The organism is Clostridium punense, from assembly GCF_017874425.1.
Taxonomy (GTDB): Bacteria; Bacillota; Clostridia; order Clostridiales; family Clostridiaceae; genus Clostridium_J; species Clostridium_J punense.
In genome coordinates, this window is sequence record NZ_JAGGLL010000013.1 from 64,956 (window position 1) to 81,281 (window position 16,326).

Genomic DNA, 16,326 nt, shown 5'->3' on the forward strand with positions numbered 1-16,326 from the left:
TTTAAGCTATGCCTCTTAAGCATAGCTTAAATTTTTTAGACTTCAGCCTTCCTAGCTAAGTATCTCTTATAGAGTTTATTAAAAATTTTACTAAATATAAAGGTATTAATATCTGATTTTAATAGGAATAAACATAGGATATAAACAACTCCACCTGTTGATACCTGTATAAGGGTAGTTTTTGGGGCAGGCCCAAGAAAACAACCTATAAGGGTTACAGGAATGAACATTATTAAGCCAGAAATAAAATACTTTCCTAAATTAGAATAGAGTTTTGATATCTTTATATCATTTCTTAAAAAGTACATTTGAGTTGAAGTCACTGCAATTTCAGCTAATACTGTAGCTATGGCAGCTCCGATGGATTGGAATTTTTTTATGAAAACTAAATTAAGTCCTAAATTTAAAACAGCACCAACTACTACTGAAATAGTAAATTCACTAGTTCTGCCTGTAGGAATCATATACTGCATTCCCATTACATTACTCCAAGCAATAGCAATGACTATAGGGCTTAGAATGATTAATAGGGTGCTACATTTTGCAAACTCACTGCCTAGGAACCAACCAGTAAATTGTCTAGAAACACCTATCATTCCTAGCATGAAGGGAATTGCTAAATAGGATACAAAGTTTAGCACTGTATATATGTAGTAACTTACCTTATCTTTTTCGCCTTTAGCAAAGCTATTTGATATTCTAGGAAGCATTACCCCTCCAATAGCAGTAATTGATGCCAATGAAATTTTAATTATCTTATCAGCACTTTCATAAAAACCAACCTCTTGAGTGGTAGACATGACTCCTAGCATAGTTTTATTTACCACCAAGTACACATGGATGGCTATTTGGGGAATAAACAGCTCAAGAGAAGGTTTTAAGTGGGAGGTTATATCTTTAAAGGTTATTTTCACTTTATTTACGATATTTTTTAAGTAAGCCCACATAACAATTTGTCCTAGAAATACGGATAAAGTGGAAATTACAATGTATTTCCATAAGTCTTCAGGAGTTTTTATAAATACAAAAATGCAAACTACTCCTAAAATCCTAAAAAATATACTTCTGATAATTAATTTCTTAAAATCTTCAATTCCAACAAACAGCCAACTAATGTCGATAGCAATGGACATTAGATTTAGGGCTTGAATTACTTGGATTAACTTGTATTTATCAACAAAGAAAATAGTAAATATAATGTATAAAGTAAATGAAATACTACATAGTACACATTGTAAAGTAAAGATACTCCAAAAAGCTTTTGAGAGTTCTTCTTTATCGTCTCTTTTGTAAGCTACAGTTCTGCTAGCATAGAGACCTATACCTAAAGAGCCAAAAATTGCAAAGTATTGGACTATAGAAGCAGTATAAGCATTTATTCCAATACCCTCAGCCCCTAAAACTCTAGATACATAGGGGACAGTAATAAATGGAATTATTACTGAAAGTATTTGATAAATTACATTATAGGTATAGTTTTTTGCAATGCTTTCCATTAAGCTTTCACCATAAACTCATTATTAAATGTGTCTAAAGCTCTTTTAATTGTAGCATCCATATCATAATACTTATATTCAGCTAAGCGTCCTATAAATATAACGCTTTTTTCTTTATTGCACTCTTCTTTGTATAAATTATATTGATCAGCACATTCTTTAGTTGGGTAAGGATAATAAGGTTCTCCTTCCCAAGTAGGATATTCTTTTAAAATAGTAGTTTTATTGCTTTGTTGACCAGTCATTTTTGTAAACTCTGTAATTCTAGTAAAATCATAATCATTAGGATAATTTACAACTGGTGCTTCTTGGTAGCAAGAGTAGTCTAGGGTTTCAAAATCAAATTTTATTGACCTGTAGGTAAGTTTTCCATGTGTATAGTCAAAAAAGTAATCTACCGGTCCAGTGTATATTAGTTTTTCATAATTAAAATTATGAAGAACTTCCTTGTAATCTGTGTTTAGTAAGATATGTATCCTGGGATTAGTTACCATTTTATGAACCATAGCTGTGTATCCAGATTTAGGCATTCCTTGGTATTGATTAGTAAAGTAGCGAGTATCCCTATTATATCTTACTGGAATTCTTGAAATAACGGACTTGTCTAAAGCATCTGGGTATACATCCCACTGTTTTTTTGTATAATTCTTAAAGAATTTTTCGTAAATTTCCTTACCAGCTTTACTTAAAACCACGTCCTCTGAGTTTGTCACTTGATCAATAGGTTGTGCTTGCTTTTTTAAGAATTCTTCAATTTCAAAGTTGGATAAATTTAAATTGTAGAGTTTATTTATAGTCTCTGTGGTTATAGGCATAGGAATTAACTGCCCATCTATGTAAGATAGTACTCTGTGCTGATAATAATTCCATTTAGTAAAATTACTTAAATAGTCCCATACATCTTTATGATTTGTGTGGAAAATATGAGGACCATAATTATGTATCAATATACCGTCTTCATTATAGGAATCATAACAATTTCCACCAATATGATTTCTTTTTTCAATTACCAAAACATTCTCATGGAGACAGGTTGCAATTCTTTCAGCTATGGTAATTCCACTTAAACCTGCACCGACTACTACGTATTTATACATTTTTATTCTCCTCACTAAAATCCTCTTCAATTTTTCTAATTATACTTTGGATATAGTGTCCGCTGGTTACTTTTTTGTTGAAGTCAGAAATGTTATTTTTCATTTCTAGGTATTGCTCATTACTAACTTCAGAAATAGCATCAGCAATTTCAGTAAGACTATCAACTAAGATGCCTATTCTATTCTTAGAAATTAAATCTGCTATTGCTGCATTTTTCCACGTAACCACAGGCATTCCAGCGGCCATGTACAAAGAAAGCTTATGAGGATTATTGAATCTTAAGTATTGCCCAAAATGTCCTGAGCAGGTATTGAGTTCCTCACCATCCCATATAAGGCCGAAGTGTCCTTCCATCTTTCTAGGTAGTTCATCAGGCTTAAAAACGCCCTTATAGGAATAATTCTTACAGTTAATGCTGGTATCATCAAATTCTATACCATAGAGATTCAAGGATAAATCTTTAAGAATTTCATCGGTAAAAGCATATAAAAACTTTGATTTATGCATAGAAAGGTTTCCGGCAAATACTAGGGATTTAGTGCCATTGGTGGCAAGACTTTCATCAGGGTAAGAAGCAAGTTCTTCTCCAAATTCCGTTAAGAAATTTGGTGCTAAGTTATTCATTCTATAATCAAATACTTCTAGGTTAAAAACATTCTTTTTCAAACCTTTATTTGTCAGCCATTCTGTCATTATAGGATTATGGGAGATAACATGATGAAAAGAGTTCAAACGCTGTATTTCTTTTTCAATCTCCTCATCGGGCCTTTGGAATCTTAGGGTATCTATATCATGAACCAATGCAACAACCTTTACATTTTTTCTCATGAGCCTTCTAAAAATAGATGTTAAAACTATTGAACGATGAGGGTAGGGATATTGGATTAATACTAGAGAATTAGGTTGAACTTTGCGTACAACACCTGGTGACGTTAAAAAAAAGTTGATATAGTTCTTCAATTTTTTCAGGAATTTCTTTGAGTCATTTACTTTAAAAGTCAAAACCTCAAAACCATTATTTTTCAAAAAATAGTTAACATCTTCTCTTGCTTTACTACCTGCATGGAACAAATTTGAGATTTGGGGTTCTAAAACATACTTATCCATTTATATCCTCCTATTGTGTAATTAATCAATTATATTGGTGATAAAAAATTACCAGTTTATGCTCCATTGGTTATTATTAACAAGAGTGAATGGGGATATACCTCATTTATGAATAAGTACAAGGTGTTAATAAGTAAATTAACACAATCAAAATAACTAGTATTTTATAGGATGGTAATTATGTAAGTAAAGCTAGCTTAGTAATATGACTTAATTAAACTTAACAAAGGATAGCCAGTATAAAAAATCATAGGTCAATTTACTTGTAAATATATAATCTATAAATTTGGAGTCTCCAAAATATTTTTTGAAATTTATACTAAAGACTAAAAAACTTAAGAAGTAAGAAATTTAGGTAATCTTAGACTAGATGATATGATGATAGTTTTAAATGTACACATATATAAGTGAGCTTGAATAAAATTACAGAAAAATGATTCGATGTATATGAAAATAAATTGACACAATACATTTCTGGGAGTGAAATTTAATTAGATGAATATAGAAATAAAACTTGTGAGGATATTTTTATATCTTATATTGTTTTGGGTATATTAGAGATTTATTTTTGGAGGGGTCAATATGTTATTATGTGAAGAATTAAAAGTAGAATATTTAGGAGAACTTCAGGAGTTAACTAATGATTTGAAAGAAAAATCCTTAAAGTTAGCTGAAGAAGGTTCAGAGGATGAAGCAATTTTAGAAAAGATAAAGGTAAATGTGGTAGATATGTTTTATAAGCTTTTTAATGTAAGCTACAGGAAGGTTTATAGTAGTGGCGAAGACAGTGAGCAAGAGTTACTTAGAAAGCTTTCACAAGAATATTTTAATTTTTTTTATAAGATTCCAGAACCATGGAAAGAAAAAATGGTTAAAGATAAAGAGTTTAATATGATGGAAGAATATTTTAAGGAAGAAATCAAGATTAAAACTTCAGAGCAAATAAAAGATATATTTATTAAGCATATTGATAAATATAGTCAGGAGGATTAGATGAAGGAAAATTGCATAAAAATATTCAAATGCCTTGCTGATAAATCAAGGCTCCTTATAATAAATAATTTGATGGAAAGCCCTATGTATGTGGAATTGTTATCTGAAAGGCTAGATTTAGCACCTTCAACTGTATCTTTTCACCTGAAGAAACTGGAAGAGGTTGAGCTAGTTTACTCAATTAAAGAACAGTATTATGTAACTTACTATTTAAATAAAGATATGCTTTGTTTAAACTTAGGTGAAATCATTAGTGAAGCCCAGTGGGAAACGGATATACAATCTGAAAGAGAAGAACAATACAAAGAAAGTGTAATTAAAACTTTTTTCAGCTATGGTAAGTTAAAGTCTATTCCAGTTCAACAGAAAAAAAGAAAAATAGTATTAGAGAAAATTGCTGAGAGTTTTGAACCAGATAAGGAATATCCTGAAAGAGAAGTTAATATCATTATTGCTGATTTTCATGATGATTTTTGCACAATTAGAAGAGCTATGATAGAGTTCAAAATTCTTGAAAGAGAAAATAATGTTTACAAAGTAGTTAAATGATATAATAAAAGGTAATTAAAGGGGAATTGGAGGGATTTTTATGGGAAAGATATTAGTTTTTATTTATGACAATATGGCAGACTTTGAAATAACTTTTGTTACTCATCTTTTAGGTGGAGATTTAGGGAAGGAAATAGTTACTGTTGGATATGAGGATAATATAATAACAAGCAAATCAGGAATTATGTACAAACCTTCAAAGACTATTAAAGATGCTTTAAAAGATGAGGTAGAGGGATTAATTATTCCAGGGGGATGAAATGGAGAAGTTAGAGAAGAGCTTGTAGAACTAATACAAAGTGTGAAAACAAAGGGTAATTTATTGGGAGCTATATGTGCTGGTCCTAGATTCCTAGCAAAAGCAGGGGTTTTAAATGATGTGAAATACACAACATCGATAATTAATTGGACTGAAACTCATGTGCAAAATTTTAAGGAAGAGGATCCTTTTCCTAGACAAAATTTTATAGTTGATAGAGTTGTTAGAGATAAAAATGTAATAACTGCACAAGGATATGCTTTTATTGATTTTGCAGTTGAAATCCTCGATTATTTTGATGGATTTGAAGACGAAGAAGATAAGAATAATTTTATAAAGATAACTAAAGGTATTTAGTTATTTTATATGGATGTATATAAGTTCCTGAAGATTGAGTAAGCAGCTAAGGCTTTCTTTGCAATTATTCGGTTCATCATAGTTAAAAGGATAGTTCTTATGTGCATTCAGCAAAGAAACTTTTAGATTAAGTAATATTTTAACTGCAAAATAAATAGATCTAGTATATGGAAAAAATATAATGTAAATTATATCAACTTATCAGGGCAAATCACTGGAAAGTGAAGTATACTAAATTTTCGCGCAATATATTGACAGTAAGTTCCAAAGTAGTATAATTAGTATAAAGCAGAGAAGAGGAAAGTAACTTTAAAAATACTTTTACAGAGAGTTTCTAATGGTGAGAGGAAGCAAAGGATATTAAAGTGAAAATGGCCTTGGAGCGGTGCACCGAGATTTTTTAAATTAAGGCTGCAACGGGTTCATCCGTTATAGTGATAGAGTATAATCATATAGATTTATATATGACGTACTTGAAGAGGTATATATTGCGAAGTATATATAAATTAGGATGGTAACACGAAGTTTAGCTCTCGTTCCTAGGATTAATTTCTTAGGACGGGAGTTTTTTTATTTTAGCCTTATTTGAAGATGGAATTATACTATTTAAATTATTTCTAAAGAATTCTATTATTCAGTGACGGAAAAGGCACTTTAGTAGAGTGTGGGGGGATTGTATTTTTGTGGTAGTTAACAATTGAGAAGGATGTTTTCTTAAAAAAGATTTTAGAAAATAAATTAGAAAATTTAAGAAGTATATTAAAGAAAATTAAAGATTATAGAGGGAGGAATTACAATGAATATTTTTATAGGAGGAGCTTGGCCTTATGCCAATGGATCACTACATGTAGGTCACATAGCAGCACTTTTACCAGGGGATGTAATTGCAAGATATCATAGAGCCAAGGGGAATAAGGTGTTATACCTTTCTGGCAGTGATTGTCATGGAACTCCCATAGCTATAAGGGCGAAGAATGAAGGGGTATCACCAAAAGCCATAGCAGATAAGTATCATAAAGAGTTTAAAGCATGTTTTGATAAATTAAGTTTTTCTTATGATTACTATGGAAGAACTGATGATGAATTTCACAAAAAAGAGGTTCAAGAAGCAATTATAATTTTATATAACAAAGGTCTTATTTATGAAAAACAAGTGGAACAGATATACTGTGACCATTGCAAGGAGTTTTTACCAGATAGATATGTAGAAGGAGTATGCCCAAAATGCAATTCTATAGCAAGAGGTGATCAATGCGACAATTGTGGCACTCTTTTAGAGCCTCTACAGCTATCGGAAAGAGTATGTAAGTTATGTAATGGAAAACCTATAGTAAAAGAAGCTAAACAACTATATTTTTCACTATCAAAATTTCAGAGAGTAGTTGAAGAAAACTTAGAAAAAGCAAAGGAGAGCTGGAGAATTAATGCCGTTAATAACACTGAAAGATATCTGAAGGAAGGCTTATGTGATAGAGCAATATCTAGGGATCTAACTCTAGGCATAGATATTTCTATAGAAGGGTTTCAGGATAAAAAAGTCTATGTGTGGATTGATGCCGTATTAGGCTATTTATCTTTAAGTAAAAAATGGGCTAAAGAGAACAATAGAAGTTATGAAGAGTTTTGGAAGGAGGATGCCCTTTCTTATTATATACATGGTAAGGATAATATCCCTTTCCACTCTATAATATTACCCTCATTAATAAATGGAATAGGTTATGAGAAGTTGCCAGATAGAATAATATCAAGTGAGTATTTGACTTTAGAAGGAAGAAAAATATCTACCAGTAATAACTGGGCAGTATGGATACCAGATATTGTACAGCGATATAACACAGATGCTTTAAGATATTTCTTCTTAATTAATGGACCAGAAAGAAGAGATACAGACTTTTCTTGGAGAGAATTTATAAATAGCAATAATGGGGAACTCCTTGGAGCCTATGGTAATTTAGTTAATAGGACCTTAGTATTTGCTAAGAAATATCTTAACAATGAAATTCCTAAAGGAGAAGTTGAAAGCAAATTTAGAGAAGAAATTCAAGAGTTATATGATGAAGTAGGGGATTTTATCGACAAAGGAAACCTAAAGGTTGCCATTGAAAAAATCTTTGAATTCATAAGACGTATTAATAAATACTTTGATGAGAACACACCTTGGATTACTGTAAATAGTGACATGGATGGGTGCAAAAACACAATTTATAACTGCATTTACGTAATAGGAAATCTATCGAATTTATTAACACCTTTCTTGCCTGAGTCTTCTGAAGAGGTAAAAACTTGGCTAGGAATTCATGAAAATCAGTGGAGTCTAATTGAACTAGAGAAGGGAAGAGAAATTGGAGAAGTTAGCATACTATTTCAAAGGCTTGATAAAAGTTTAATTGAAGAAGAGAGAAAAAGGTTGTTAAGGGATTAATGGATTAATTTTAAACTAAAGAAGAAGTACTCTAATAGAAAATATCAACTAAAAAGTATAAACATCTTGAAGAATCTATTTTATTAGCAGAGAACTTTTTCTTTTTCTCTAGACAAAGATAGACAAAAATACAGGGAGTTATTAGGTATCATTTGGATATATATGTTATAATTGTAAGTGAAAAGTACAAACATTTTTTTAACAAAAACATAGAAAATATAAAGGAAAGTTATAAAAATATATATGGAATGGAGGAGGAAGAATGTATATCCTTGAGGAGCTAAAAAATGATATAAAAAGAAGATGCGAAAGTCCAAATAACCTTTTTGGCATGGGAATTTATGATCATATTAAAATTGTAGCTAGATATACCATTGAACTGGCTCAATTATATGGAGCAGATGTGGAAGTATGTGAAATTGCAGCCTGGCTTCATGATATAGCTTCAATTACTGATTATAAGCTTTACGAAAATCATCATATCCACGGAGCAGATATGGCAGAAAAAATCCTAAATGAATATAACTATCCACCAGATAAAATTCATTTAGTGAAATTATGTATATTAAATCATAGAGGAAGTGTGATAAAAGAAAAAAACTCCAAAGAGGAAATATGTGTTGCAGATGCTATTTCTCATTATGATACACTACCATCACTATTTCATTTAGCCTTTGTTCAAAGGCAACTAAGCATTGAAGAGGGAACAGAGTTTGTTAAAAATAAACTTGAAAGAAGCTATAATAAAATGTCTGAGGAAAGCAAAGAGCACTATAAACAAAAAAAAGAAATGATTAAAACTATTTTTAAACAAGGAGGGCATCGTGGAATATAGTAAGTTACACATTAATTCAATTAAATCTTGGTGTATATCTAGAGCAATAACAACAGCAATATTTTCAGCCATATTAATAGGAGGGAGCTATTTTCTTACAACAAAGCTAGAGTTTTTAAGTGGAACCTCAAGCTTGTATATTAATATAGGAGTAGGCATTATTATATTTTTTATGATATTAAATACAATATTGTATCCTTCAATAGAGTACAAGCAGTGGAAGTATAGGATAACGAAGGATAAAATAGAGTTTTCAGAAGGCATATATTGGATTAAAACTGTTGTAATACCAATAGTTAGGGTTCAACATATAAAAATAAGTGAAGGCCCTGTAAATAGAAGATTTAATTTAGCTAACCTTCAGATTTATACTGCTGGAGGAAGCTATACCATTCCAAACATTGAATTAAAAACAGCGGAAGAAATAAGTGAGTTCTTAAAAGATAAGGTTAAGGAAAAGGTGGAAGCAAATGACAAGTAAGCCCATTAGAAACCATTGGACTGTTATAATCCAGGATATTTTTACTTCATTAAAGAATTTATTTATCTTCTTTATATTAATGTTTTCCATTAGAAAAGCAGCTGTTTATATTGGAATGGGAATACTCATAATTGGATCAGTAATTAAAGCAATAAAAAAGTGGAAAGATACTGAGTTTTATATAGAGGAAAATTTGCTAGTTTATAAAACAGGGATTCTTAGAAGTACTAAGCAAGAGATACCTTTTAATAAGATTGATACAATAGATGTTGGCAAAAGCTTAGTAGATAGAATTTTTAATATTTGTACAGTGAAAATAAATACTGGAAATGTTACTGAGAAAGAAACAGAATTTAATATGAAGCTTAAATATAGCTTAGCAGAAGAACTTCGAGAAATTATATTATCTAGTAAAACAGGTAATGAAAGTGACCTAGATTTGCTAGATAAAAAAGATGAAAAAAACTTAGAAAAAGTAATTTCTATAAAGGAAATTGTAATATATGCAGTTACCAAAGGTAAGTTAGCTTGGGCCATTGGGGGATTTTTTGCTGTAATGAATTTAGCAGATGATTTCGAGAAATTTGCCAAAACTTCCATAATAAAAAGTTTAGAAGAAACAATAAGTATGAATAGTATAGTTTTTGAAAATAGAACTAAAGTTTTATTTATGATAATAGGTGTACTTATACTTGTGTATATTATTATAAATTTACTATCTATTATATTTGAGATAGTTAAGTTCTATGGATTTACTATAAAAGTGAAAAATGATAACTTTAGTATAAGCTATGGATTGATAAATAAAAAGGAGTATTCTATTCCTATAGAAAAAATACATGGATTAAAATATAAGCAGGGTTTGTTGCAGCAATGGTTAGGAATATATACTCTTGAAACTGTAACTATAGGTTATGGAGATGAAAAGAATGAGAAAGCCATACTATACCCTATAGCTAATAATAAATTTAAAGAAGAATTTCTAGATAAAATGCTGCCTGAGATGATTTTTTCTAATAAGGTAGAAAAACCACCTAAAAGTAGTATAAAAAGATTTATGTTGATGAGGATTTTAATTCCTTTAATAATTTTAATTCCTCTATATTTTATTATTGAAGGTATACCTAGTGAGTTTAAGCTAGTAGTTATAGCAGTAATAGTTTTACTAAGTGCAATAGCAGGATATCTTAATTATAAGAATACATCTTTAGGAGTAACTGATAAAATCATTGTTACTAGTGCTGGCGGCTTTACTAAAACTACAAATTACATTAGACAAAGTAGTATTCAATCTATAGAAAAAATTCAAAATCCCCTTCAAAGAAAAGCTATGATCTGTGATTATAAGTTGGATATCCAATCAAATAATTTAGCTGATTCTGTTAAGGTAAGACACATGGAGGAAGAGCTTATTGACAGCTTGTATGAAAATTTAATTGTTTAGTGTGCTGTTCTACATCATTTGCCATAGGAATCATAAGAAAGCTGTTTTTAGTAGCTTGGTTCCTAATTATTTTAAGATAAGGCTATATTTAAGAATAATGTTGATAATATATTATATTTTAAGGGAACTTATAAAAAGTTCCCTTAATTAGTATTATAAGTAAATCTAATGTTATGCTAAACCTTCTTTCAAGTCTTTAACAAAAGCTTTTGCAAATTCTTGTTGTTGATAATAGATTATCTGTGCTTCTGGTAAGTAGCAAATTCCTTTACCCAATATATTATTCTCGATATATTCAATGGTTTGTTTCAATGTTTGTCCTCTGACAGAACCTGTTATTAAAGACTTTACAATAAGATATGTCTTTCCTCCTTCAATCATATGTGCATCATGAAGAAGTTTACCCTCTAATGTTTGTGCTGCTTCATCCTTTTGCGATTCCCATGCAACAGTGATTATTTTATCTATCATCTTACTCGAAAGTTTTTGGCATTTTAACCACTCAACTATCTTTTCTTCACTATTATAGATAAATCCATGAAAGTAGGCAGCATATTTGAGAGTATCCACATCTGCTTCATAGTTTCCAATTTTTAATAACTTTTCAACATATATTAATACTCTGCTTATGTGAGACAAATCATGCATTATGTCCTTATCTTCATAGTATGGTTTAACAAAGCCCAAAAGACTATCCATATTTACCATCTTAACCCCTCCATAATATTAATCATTTTAAATTCAGAATATTGCAATCGTTCACTACCCTATTATATATTGAATCATTCCATAATTACAAATATTTTACACAAATTATACATAGATTGCTTCTCTAACTTATTAAGCCTAGTGAATAGAATACTGTCGAACACAGTAAATTTCTTTCTTTAATTGATTTCTACAAGTTAGTTCCAAATCCTAATATATGTTCATAGAATAGTTATTGTATAACTATTGAACAGTAATATTAGGGAGGACAGTAAATGAAAGAAATCGTAGTAATTGGTGGAGGTTGGGCAGGATGTGCTGCAGCCATAGCTGCTAAGAAAGCAGGAGCTAAGGTAACCTTATTAGAAAGGACGGACCTGTTATTAGGACTTGGTAATGTAGGAGGACTCACCAGAAATAATGGTAGATATACTGCAGCAGAGGAGTCCATATTACTTGGAGGAAGAGAATTATTTGAAATTACAGATAGGTGCTCAAGACATAGAAATGTGGATTTCCCAGGACATAAACATGCTAGTATTTATGATGTAAACTTAGTTGAAAGTGAAGTAAGAAAAAAGATTGAAGAAATGGGCATTGAAGTCTTATTTTACACCACAGCTAAAAATGTGGAGATGGAAAATAGCAGAATAAAAGCTATCCTATTAGATGAGGGTAAGAAAATTACAGGAGATGCTTTTGTTGAAACGACAGGATCCACAGGGCCAATGAATAATTGCCATAAGTACGGAAATGGCTGCGCTATGTGCATATTAAGATGTCCAACCTTTGGGGGAAGAGTAAGCATTACAGAGAAATGTGGAATTAAAGACAGAATGGGTAGACGTAAAGATGGAAATTATGGGTCTTTTAGTGGTTCTGTAAAGATAAATAAAGAAACTCTAAGTGAAGAAATTCAACAAAAGCTCAATAAAGAAGGAGTGGCTATAATTCCCTTGTCACCCGAGGAGAGAAATACTGAGAAGCTCAATATTAAAATATGTCAGCATTATGCCTTAGATGCCTTTGCAGAAAATATAGTGCTTTTAGATACAGGTCATGCAAAACTTATGGCACCTTATTATCCAATTGAAAAGTTAAGAAAAATTAAAGGCTTTGAAAGAGCACGATTTGAAGATCCCTATTCAGGGGGAGTAGCTAACTCCATTAGGCATTTATCTATTGCCCCAAGAGAAAATACCATGAGAGTAAGAGAAGTTGAAAATCTTTTTGTGGCAGGAGAAAAAAGTGGTTTTTACATTGGGCATACGGAAGCTATGGTAACAGGCTATTTAGCAGGACATAATAGTGTAAGATATGCTTTAAATCTTCCGCAAGTACAACTACCAGACACTTTAGCCATAGGAGATTTCATAGCCTACTCTAATGAGAAAATGTATGAGCCAGAGGGCGATAAGCTAAAATTCACTTTTGCAGGATCAGTTTATTTTGAAAGAATGAAAGAAACTAAATTATACTCAATAGATAGAGAAGAACTTTTTAGTAGAGTTGAAAAAACTGGATTAATTGGATTGTATGATGAGAAACTATGTTAAATTCATGATGACTATCAAAACTAAGAACTAAGATTCTACTGAGGGAAAAAAGCTTAATGCTTTAATGCCTGATCAGTGGTAAAGATAAGAATAAACTAGAAGGTTATTTTATTGCAATGTTAAGCAATGATATATTGGTACAGGGTAGAAATATTGACTGATTTAAAATACAATGCTAGTATTATTGACATAGGTAGTAAAAATTACCAAATACAACTTTGGAGGGATATTTACATTATACTCTTTACATGAAAGTTATTTATCACTCCAAGGAGCTTGGACAAAATTAATTTGTTCGCTGATTAACAATATTAGATTGGGGGAAGTTCAATGAAATATCATATAAAGGTATATTTTACTTCATAGCAAAGACTGCTATGAAGAAATTAAATTGGTTTAGTATTTAATTATTTTGAAGTAGTCTTTGCTAAGTTATTTGATGAATAAGGAGGCAAAGCTATGGGGTATATTAAGGCGGAAAGTGTTCTGCCAGAAGAAATAATTAGTTTAGTACAGGAATATATAGATGGTGAATGTTTGTACATTCCAAGAAAAAGTGGTAAGGAAAAAGCTTGGGGTGAAAGAAATGGCACAAGGAAAGCTATTAAAGAAAGAGATGAAGAAATCTTTCATAAATACTCTAAGGGAGTCACTGTTTTAGAACTAGCAAAAACATATTATCTTTCGGATAAAAGTATAAGAAGGATAATATGTAAGGAAAAGAACCTGTAAAAAGTCATTATTATTTAATTTGGAGAGATATTTCTTATTGACATATTGTTAATAAGAAATATCTCTTTATTTTTTTGGTGACAGAGGACTTAAGCTTATTCTATTTTTATTTAAATTTCTTCCTCATTAAATAATTAAATTCTATTTTTTATGATATTTACAAATACTATTATTCTGTTCCAAACTATTTGTTGAGAATTTTATAAGCTTATTAGAATAATTATATGATATTTAACTCATTTACCTTAGTTATAAGCTATGAAACATATATTAGCTAAAATCATCTAAGGATAACTTCGAAGTCTTGATTTCTATTAACAACTGTTTTTAAGTTTCCATTTAAGGAAAATATGGGTTAAAATATAACTATAGCATTAATAGGAGGTATTGGGTATGAATATTGAATTTAGAAAACCAATTGAAAAGGATTCAAGAGATATTTCCACTTGGAAGTATGAAGGGATATATTCTTTTTATGATAATGACAAAACTGAAATGAAGCAGCAATGGGCTAGCAATATACATAAGGAAGATGATATTTTTGCTATGTATAATGAAAATAATGAGTTAATAGGAAATTGCTCCTTTGATTACGATGAAGAGGACAAGAAGTATATGGTTGGAGTTCAAATGAGACCAAGTTTAACAGGAAAAGGAATGGGAACAGAAGTAATATCTAGTATAATTGAGTTTGGTAAGAAAACCTATAGATTTGGTGAATTGTACTTGCTTGTAGCAAAGTTCAATGAAAGAGCCATAAAAATATATAGAAGATTAGGTTTTGAAGTTACAGAAGAGTTCACTTGGTTTGTAAATGGTGAAGAAAAAGAATTTTATGAAATGAAGAAAGCTTGGTAAAAGCTCTTGATTCCTTACAATAATTAGAAACTTGTAATTGAATATTAATAGAGCCATGGAGAAGTGAAGAATTAGTTCCGCTATTATCCATGGCTTTCCTGTTTAAGTGTTTGTAGAATAGCAAAGCAAGAGTAATTTCTCTATTTATAGATAACTTTCGTATTAGTCAGGATTTTTAAGTAATATAGAAGAGTAGCAGGGCGAATTTATTTATTCATAAAATAATTTTCAGCTGCCTTATATCCTTGGGTATAAAGAAAGTTGTAGGCTTCGTCCCCAGGAGATACGTTAAAGTTTACAGAGGATATTTCACCAGTATCTATGTCAATTGATCTATCAATATCTTGAGTATTTTCGTTATAAGAGTCCTGCTGAATTTTTGAAAAACAAAGGAATAGATTTAATATAAAATCTAAAAAGTTGTTGACTTCCTTATATTTTGTATGTCCCTTAAACCTTGCCCCTAAGGTTTGAGGATTAAACCTATAGATGGTTTTGCCATTGATGGTAGGATAATCGAAAATATTTATGGGATAATTTCTCATAATTCCTCCATCAGAATAGATGTTTTTTAGATTTGAAGAAGCTTCAAAGGCATCATCTACAGTTATAGCTTCAAAAAATAAAGGGATAGACATTGAAATTCTAACAGCCTCTGCTACTTCCATATCAGGGGTAGTTGTATAAGAAAATACTTTGGAAGCCTTATAGGAAATATCAGTTCCAATTACATACAAGTCAAAGAAAGGTCTGTTATCCTTATGGATTGAAGGATTATTAAAATCTGCGAAGGTATAAGGAGGGGCCTTTTTACTTTTATCAAATTGGCTTTCAATATGAGTTTTTAACCATTGATAGAAGTATTCACTAGAAAACCAACCATAGTTTTTTACTAATCTATTAACACAGGCATAATCTCCATATATTTTGTCTAAGTAAAGCTTAACTTCATGAGGAATTATGTCTATAACTTTACTGTCGTATTTTTGAGGAACTTTTTTAAAATCCAATGAGTCAGCAATGTTTTTCACCTCTAGAAAAGGGAGATTAAAGCTAGTTATACATGCTGTTATTGCTCCCGCAGAGGTTCCTGCAACTCTTTTCACGTTTTCCATCATATTATTTTCGTATAAATATTGTAAAATTCCTAAATATGCAATTCCATGAATGCCTCCACCTTCAAAGACCAAATTTCTAATTTTATGCATAAAATCACCTAATTTAAATATTTCCATTTAATATACTCTAGAAAGATTAAATAGGTTACAAGTAGTATTAATATTTTTTGTACAAAGAGGTCTAGTAAATAAAAAAGTTAACTTGTTTAGCAATGTTGTACATAGTGAAATTATTCACCTTAAATTCATAAATTAATATAAAATCTCTGAAGTCTAATCAATATAGTGGTTTAAATGATGGTTTGCTTAAAAA

14 protein-coding genes, 1 pseudogene and 1 other annotated feature are annotated in these 16,326 nt (G+C 30.5%); of the genes and pseudogenes, 10 read left to right on the forward strand and 5 right to left on the reverse strand.

Translation table 11 applies throughout. The annotated features are described in order from the left end of the window. Positions 1–35: 35 nt before the first annotated feature. The 3 genes from J2Z44_RS09590 to J2Z44_RS09600 are packed head-to-tail and all read right to left on the reverse strand — an operon-like array spanning position 36 to position 3,701. A complete protein-coding gene (locus J2Z44_RS09590) occupies positions 36–1,496 on the reverse strand; it encodes a flippase (RefSeq protein WP_021282076.1) in 1,461 nt (486 codons plus the stop codon). Beyond that, positions 1,496–2,593 (reverse strand): UDP-galactopyranose mutase, encoded by a 1,098-nt coding sequence (gene glf / locus J2Z44_RS09595; RefSeq protein ID WP_021282075.1) that lies wholly within the window; start codon positions 2,591–2,593, stop codon positions 1,496–1,498. The genes J2Z44_RS09590 and glf overlap by 1 nt, the downstream gene beginning before the upstream one ends. Continuing rightward, positions 2,586–3,701, reverse strand: a complete 1,116-nt coding sequence (locus J2Z44_RS09600; protein ID WP_209649530.1) for a glycosyltransferase — start codon at positions 3,699–3,701, stop codon at positions 2,586–2,588. Before J2Z44_RS09600 ends, glf begins: the two co-directional genes overlap by 8 nt. A gap of 582 nt (positions 3,702–4,283) precedes the next feature. On the opposite strand from J2Z44_RS09600, the gene J2Z44_RS09605 reads away from it, so the two are divergent. The 7 genes and pseudogenes from J2Z44_RS09605 (at position 4,284) to J2Z44_RS09635 (ending at position 11,041) form a co-directional block, all read left to right on the forward strand. Continuing rightward, positions 4,284–4,694, forward strand: coding sequence for a hypothetical protein (locus tag J2Z44_RS09605; RefSeq protein WP_021282073.1), 411 nt, complete (start codon positions 4,284–4,286; stop codon positions 4,692–4,694). Next, positions 4,695–5,243 carry a DUF2087 domain-containing protein gene (locus J2Z44_RS09610; protein WP_021282072.1) on the forward strand — a complete coding sequence of 183 codons (549 nt, stop codon included), beginning with the start codon at positions 4,695–4,697 and terminating at the stop codon, positions 5,241–5,243. It begins immediately after the preceding gene. 40 nt (positions 5,244–5,283) lie between these two features. Next, positions 5,284–5,859 (forward strand): annotated as a pseudogene (locus J2Z44_RS09615) (DJ-1/PfpI family protein). A gap of 282 nt (positions 5,860–6,141) precedes the next feature. Beyond that, positions 6,142–6,403, forward strand: a binding site (T-box leader). Positions 6,404–6,655: 252 nt separating this feature from the next. Beyond that, positions 6,656–8,281 (forward strand): methionine--tRNA ligase, encoded by a 1,626-nt coding sequence (gene metG / locus J2Z44_RS09620; protein ID WP_021282069.1) that lies wholly within the window; start codon positions 6,656–6,658, stop codon positions 8,279–8,281. 262 nt (positions 8,282–8,543) lie between these two features. After that, positions 8,544–9,116, forward strand: a complete 573-nt coding sequence (locus J2Z44_RS09625) for an HD domain-containing protein (protein ID WP_021282067.1) — start codon at positions 8,544–8,546, stop codon at positions 9,114–9,116. Then, complete coding sequence (locus tag J2Z44_RS21945; protein WP_021282066.1) at positions 9,106–9,597, forward strand: PH domain-containing protein; 492 nt, start codon at positions 9,106–9,108, stop codon at positions 9,595–9,597. Before J2Z44_RS09625 ends, J2Z44_RS21945 begins: the two co-directional genes overlap by 11 nt. After that, positions 9,587–11,041 (forward strand): PH domain-containing protein, encoded by a 1,455-nt coding sequence (locus J2Z44_RS09635; protein WP_021282065.1) that lies wholly within the window; start codon positions 9,587–9,589, stop codon positions 11,039–11,041. The genes J2Z44_RS21945 and J2Z44_RS09635 overlap by 11 nt, the downstream gene beginning before the upstream one ends. Before the next feature lie 171 nt (positions 11,042–11,212). Here the strand turns inward: J2Z44_RS09635 and J2Z44_RS09640 are convergent, their stop codons facing one another. Beyond that, a complete protein-coding gene (locus J2Z44_RS09640; RefSeq protein ID WP_021282064.1) occupies positions 11,213–11,749 on the reverse strand; it encodes an HD domain-containing protein in 537 nt (178 codons plus the stop codon). A 275-nt stretch (positions 11,750–12,024) separates the two neighbouring features. Here J2Z44_RS09640 and J2Z44_RS09645 point away from each other — a divergent pair, with 275 nt between their 5' ends. The 3 genes from J2Z44_RS09645 to J2Z44_RS09655 all read left to right on the forward strand — a co-directional run bounded on the left by J2Z44_RS09645 (position 12,025) and on the right by J2Z44_RS09655 (position 14,895). Further along, positions 12,025–13,305: an FAD-dependent oxidoreductase gene (locus J2Z44_RS09645; RefSeq protein WP_021282063.1), complete on the forward strand. Its 1,281-nt coding sequence runs from the start codon at positions 12,025–12,027 to the stop codon at positions 13,303–13,305. Between the two features lie 459 nt (positions 13,306–13,764). Continuing rightward, positions 13,765–14,037 carry a CD3324 family protein gene (locus tag J2Z44_RS09650; protein ID WP_021282062.1) on the forward strand — a complete coding sequence of 91 codons (273 nt, stop codon included), beginning with the start codon at positions 13,765–13,767 and terminating at the stop codon, positions 14,035–14,037. 393 nt (positions 14,038–14,430) lie between these two features. Further along, positions 14,431–14,895, forward strand: a complete 465-nt coding sequence (locus J2Z44_RS09655) for a GNAT family N-acetyltransferase (protein WP_021282061.1) — start codon at positions 14,431–14,433, stop codon at positions 14,893–14,895. 206 nt (positions 14,896–15,101) lie between these two features. Here J2Z44_RS09655 and J2Z44_RS09660 read toward each other — a convergent pair whose 3' ends face one another. Next, complete coding sequence (locus J2Z44_RS09660) at positions 15,102–16,130, reverse strand: patatin-like phospholipase family protein (protein WP_021282060.1); 1,029 nt, start codon at positions 16,128–16,130, stop codon at positions 15,102–15,104. Between the last annotated feature and the right edge of the window lie 196 nt (positions 16,131–16,326).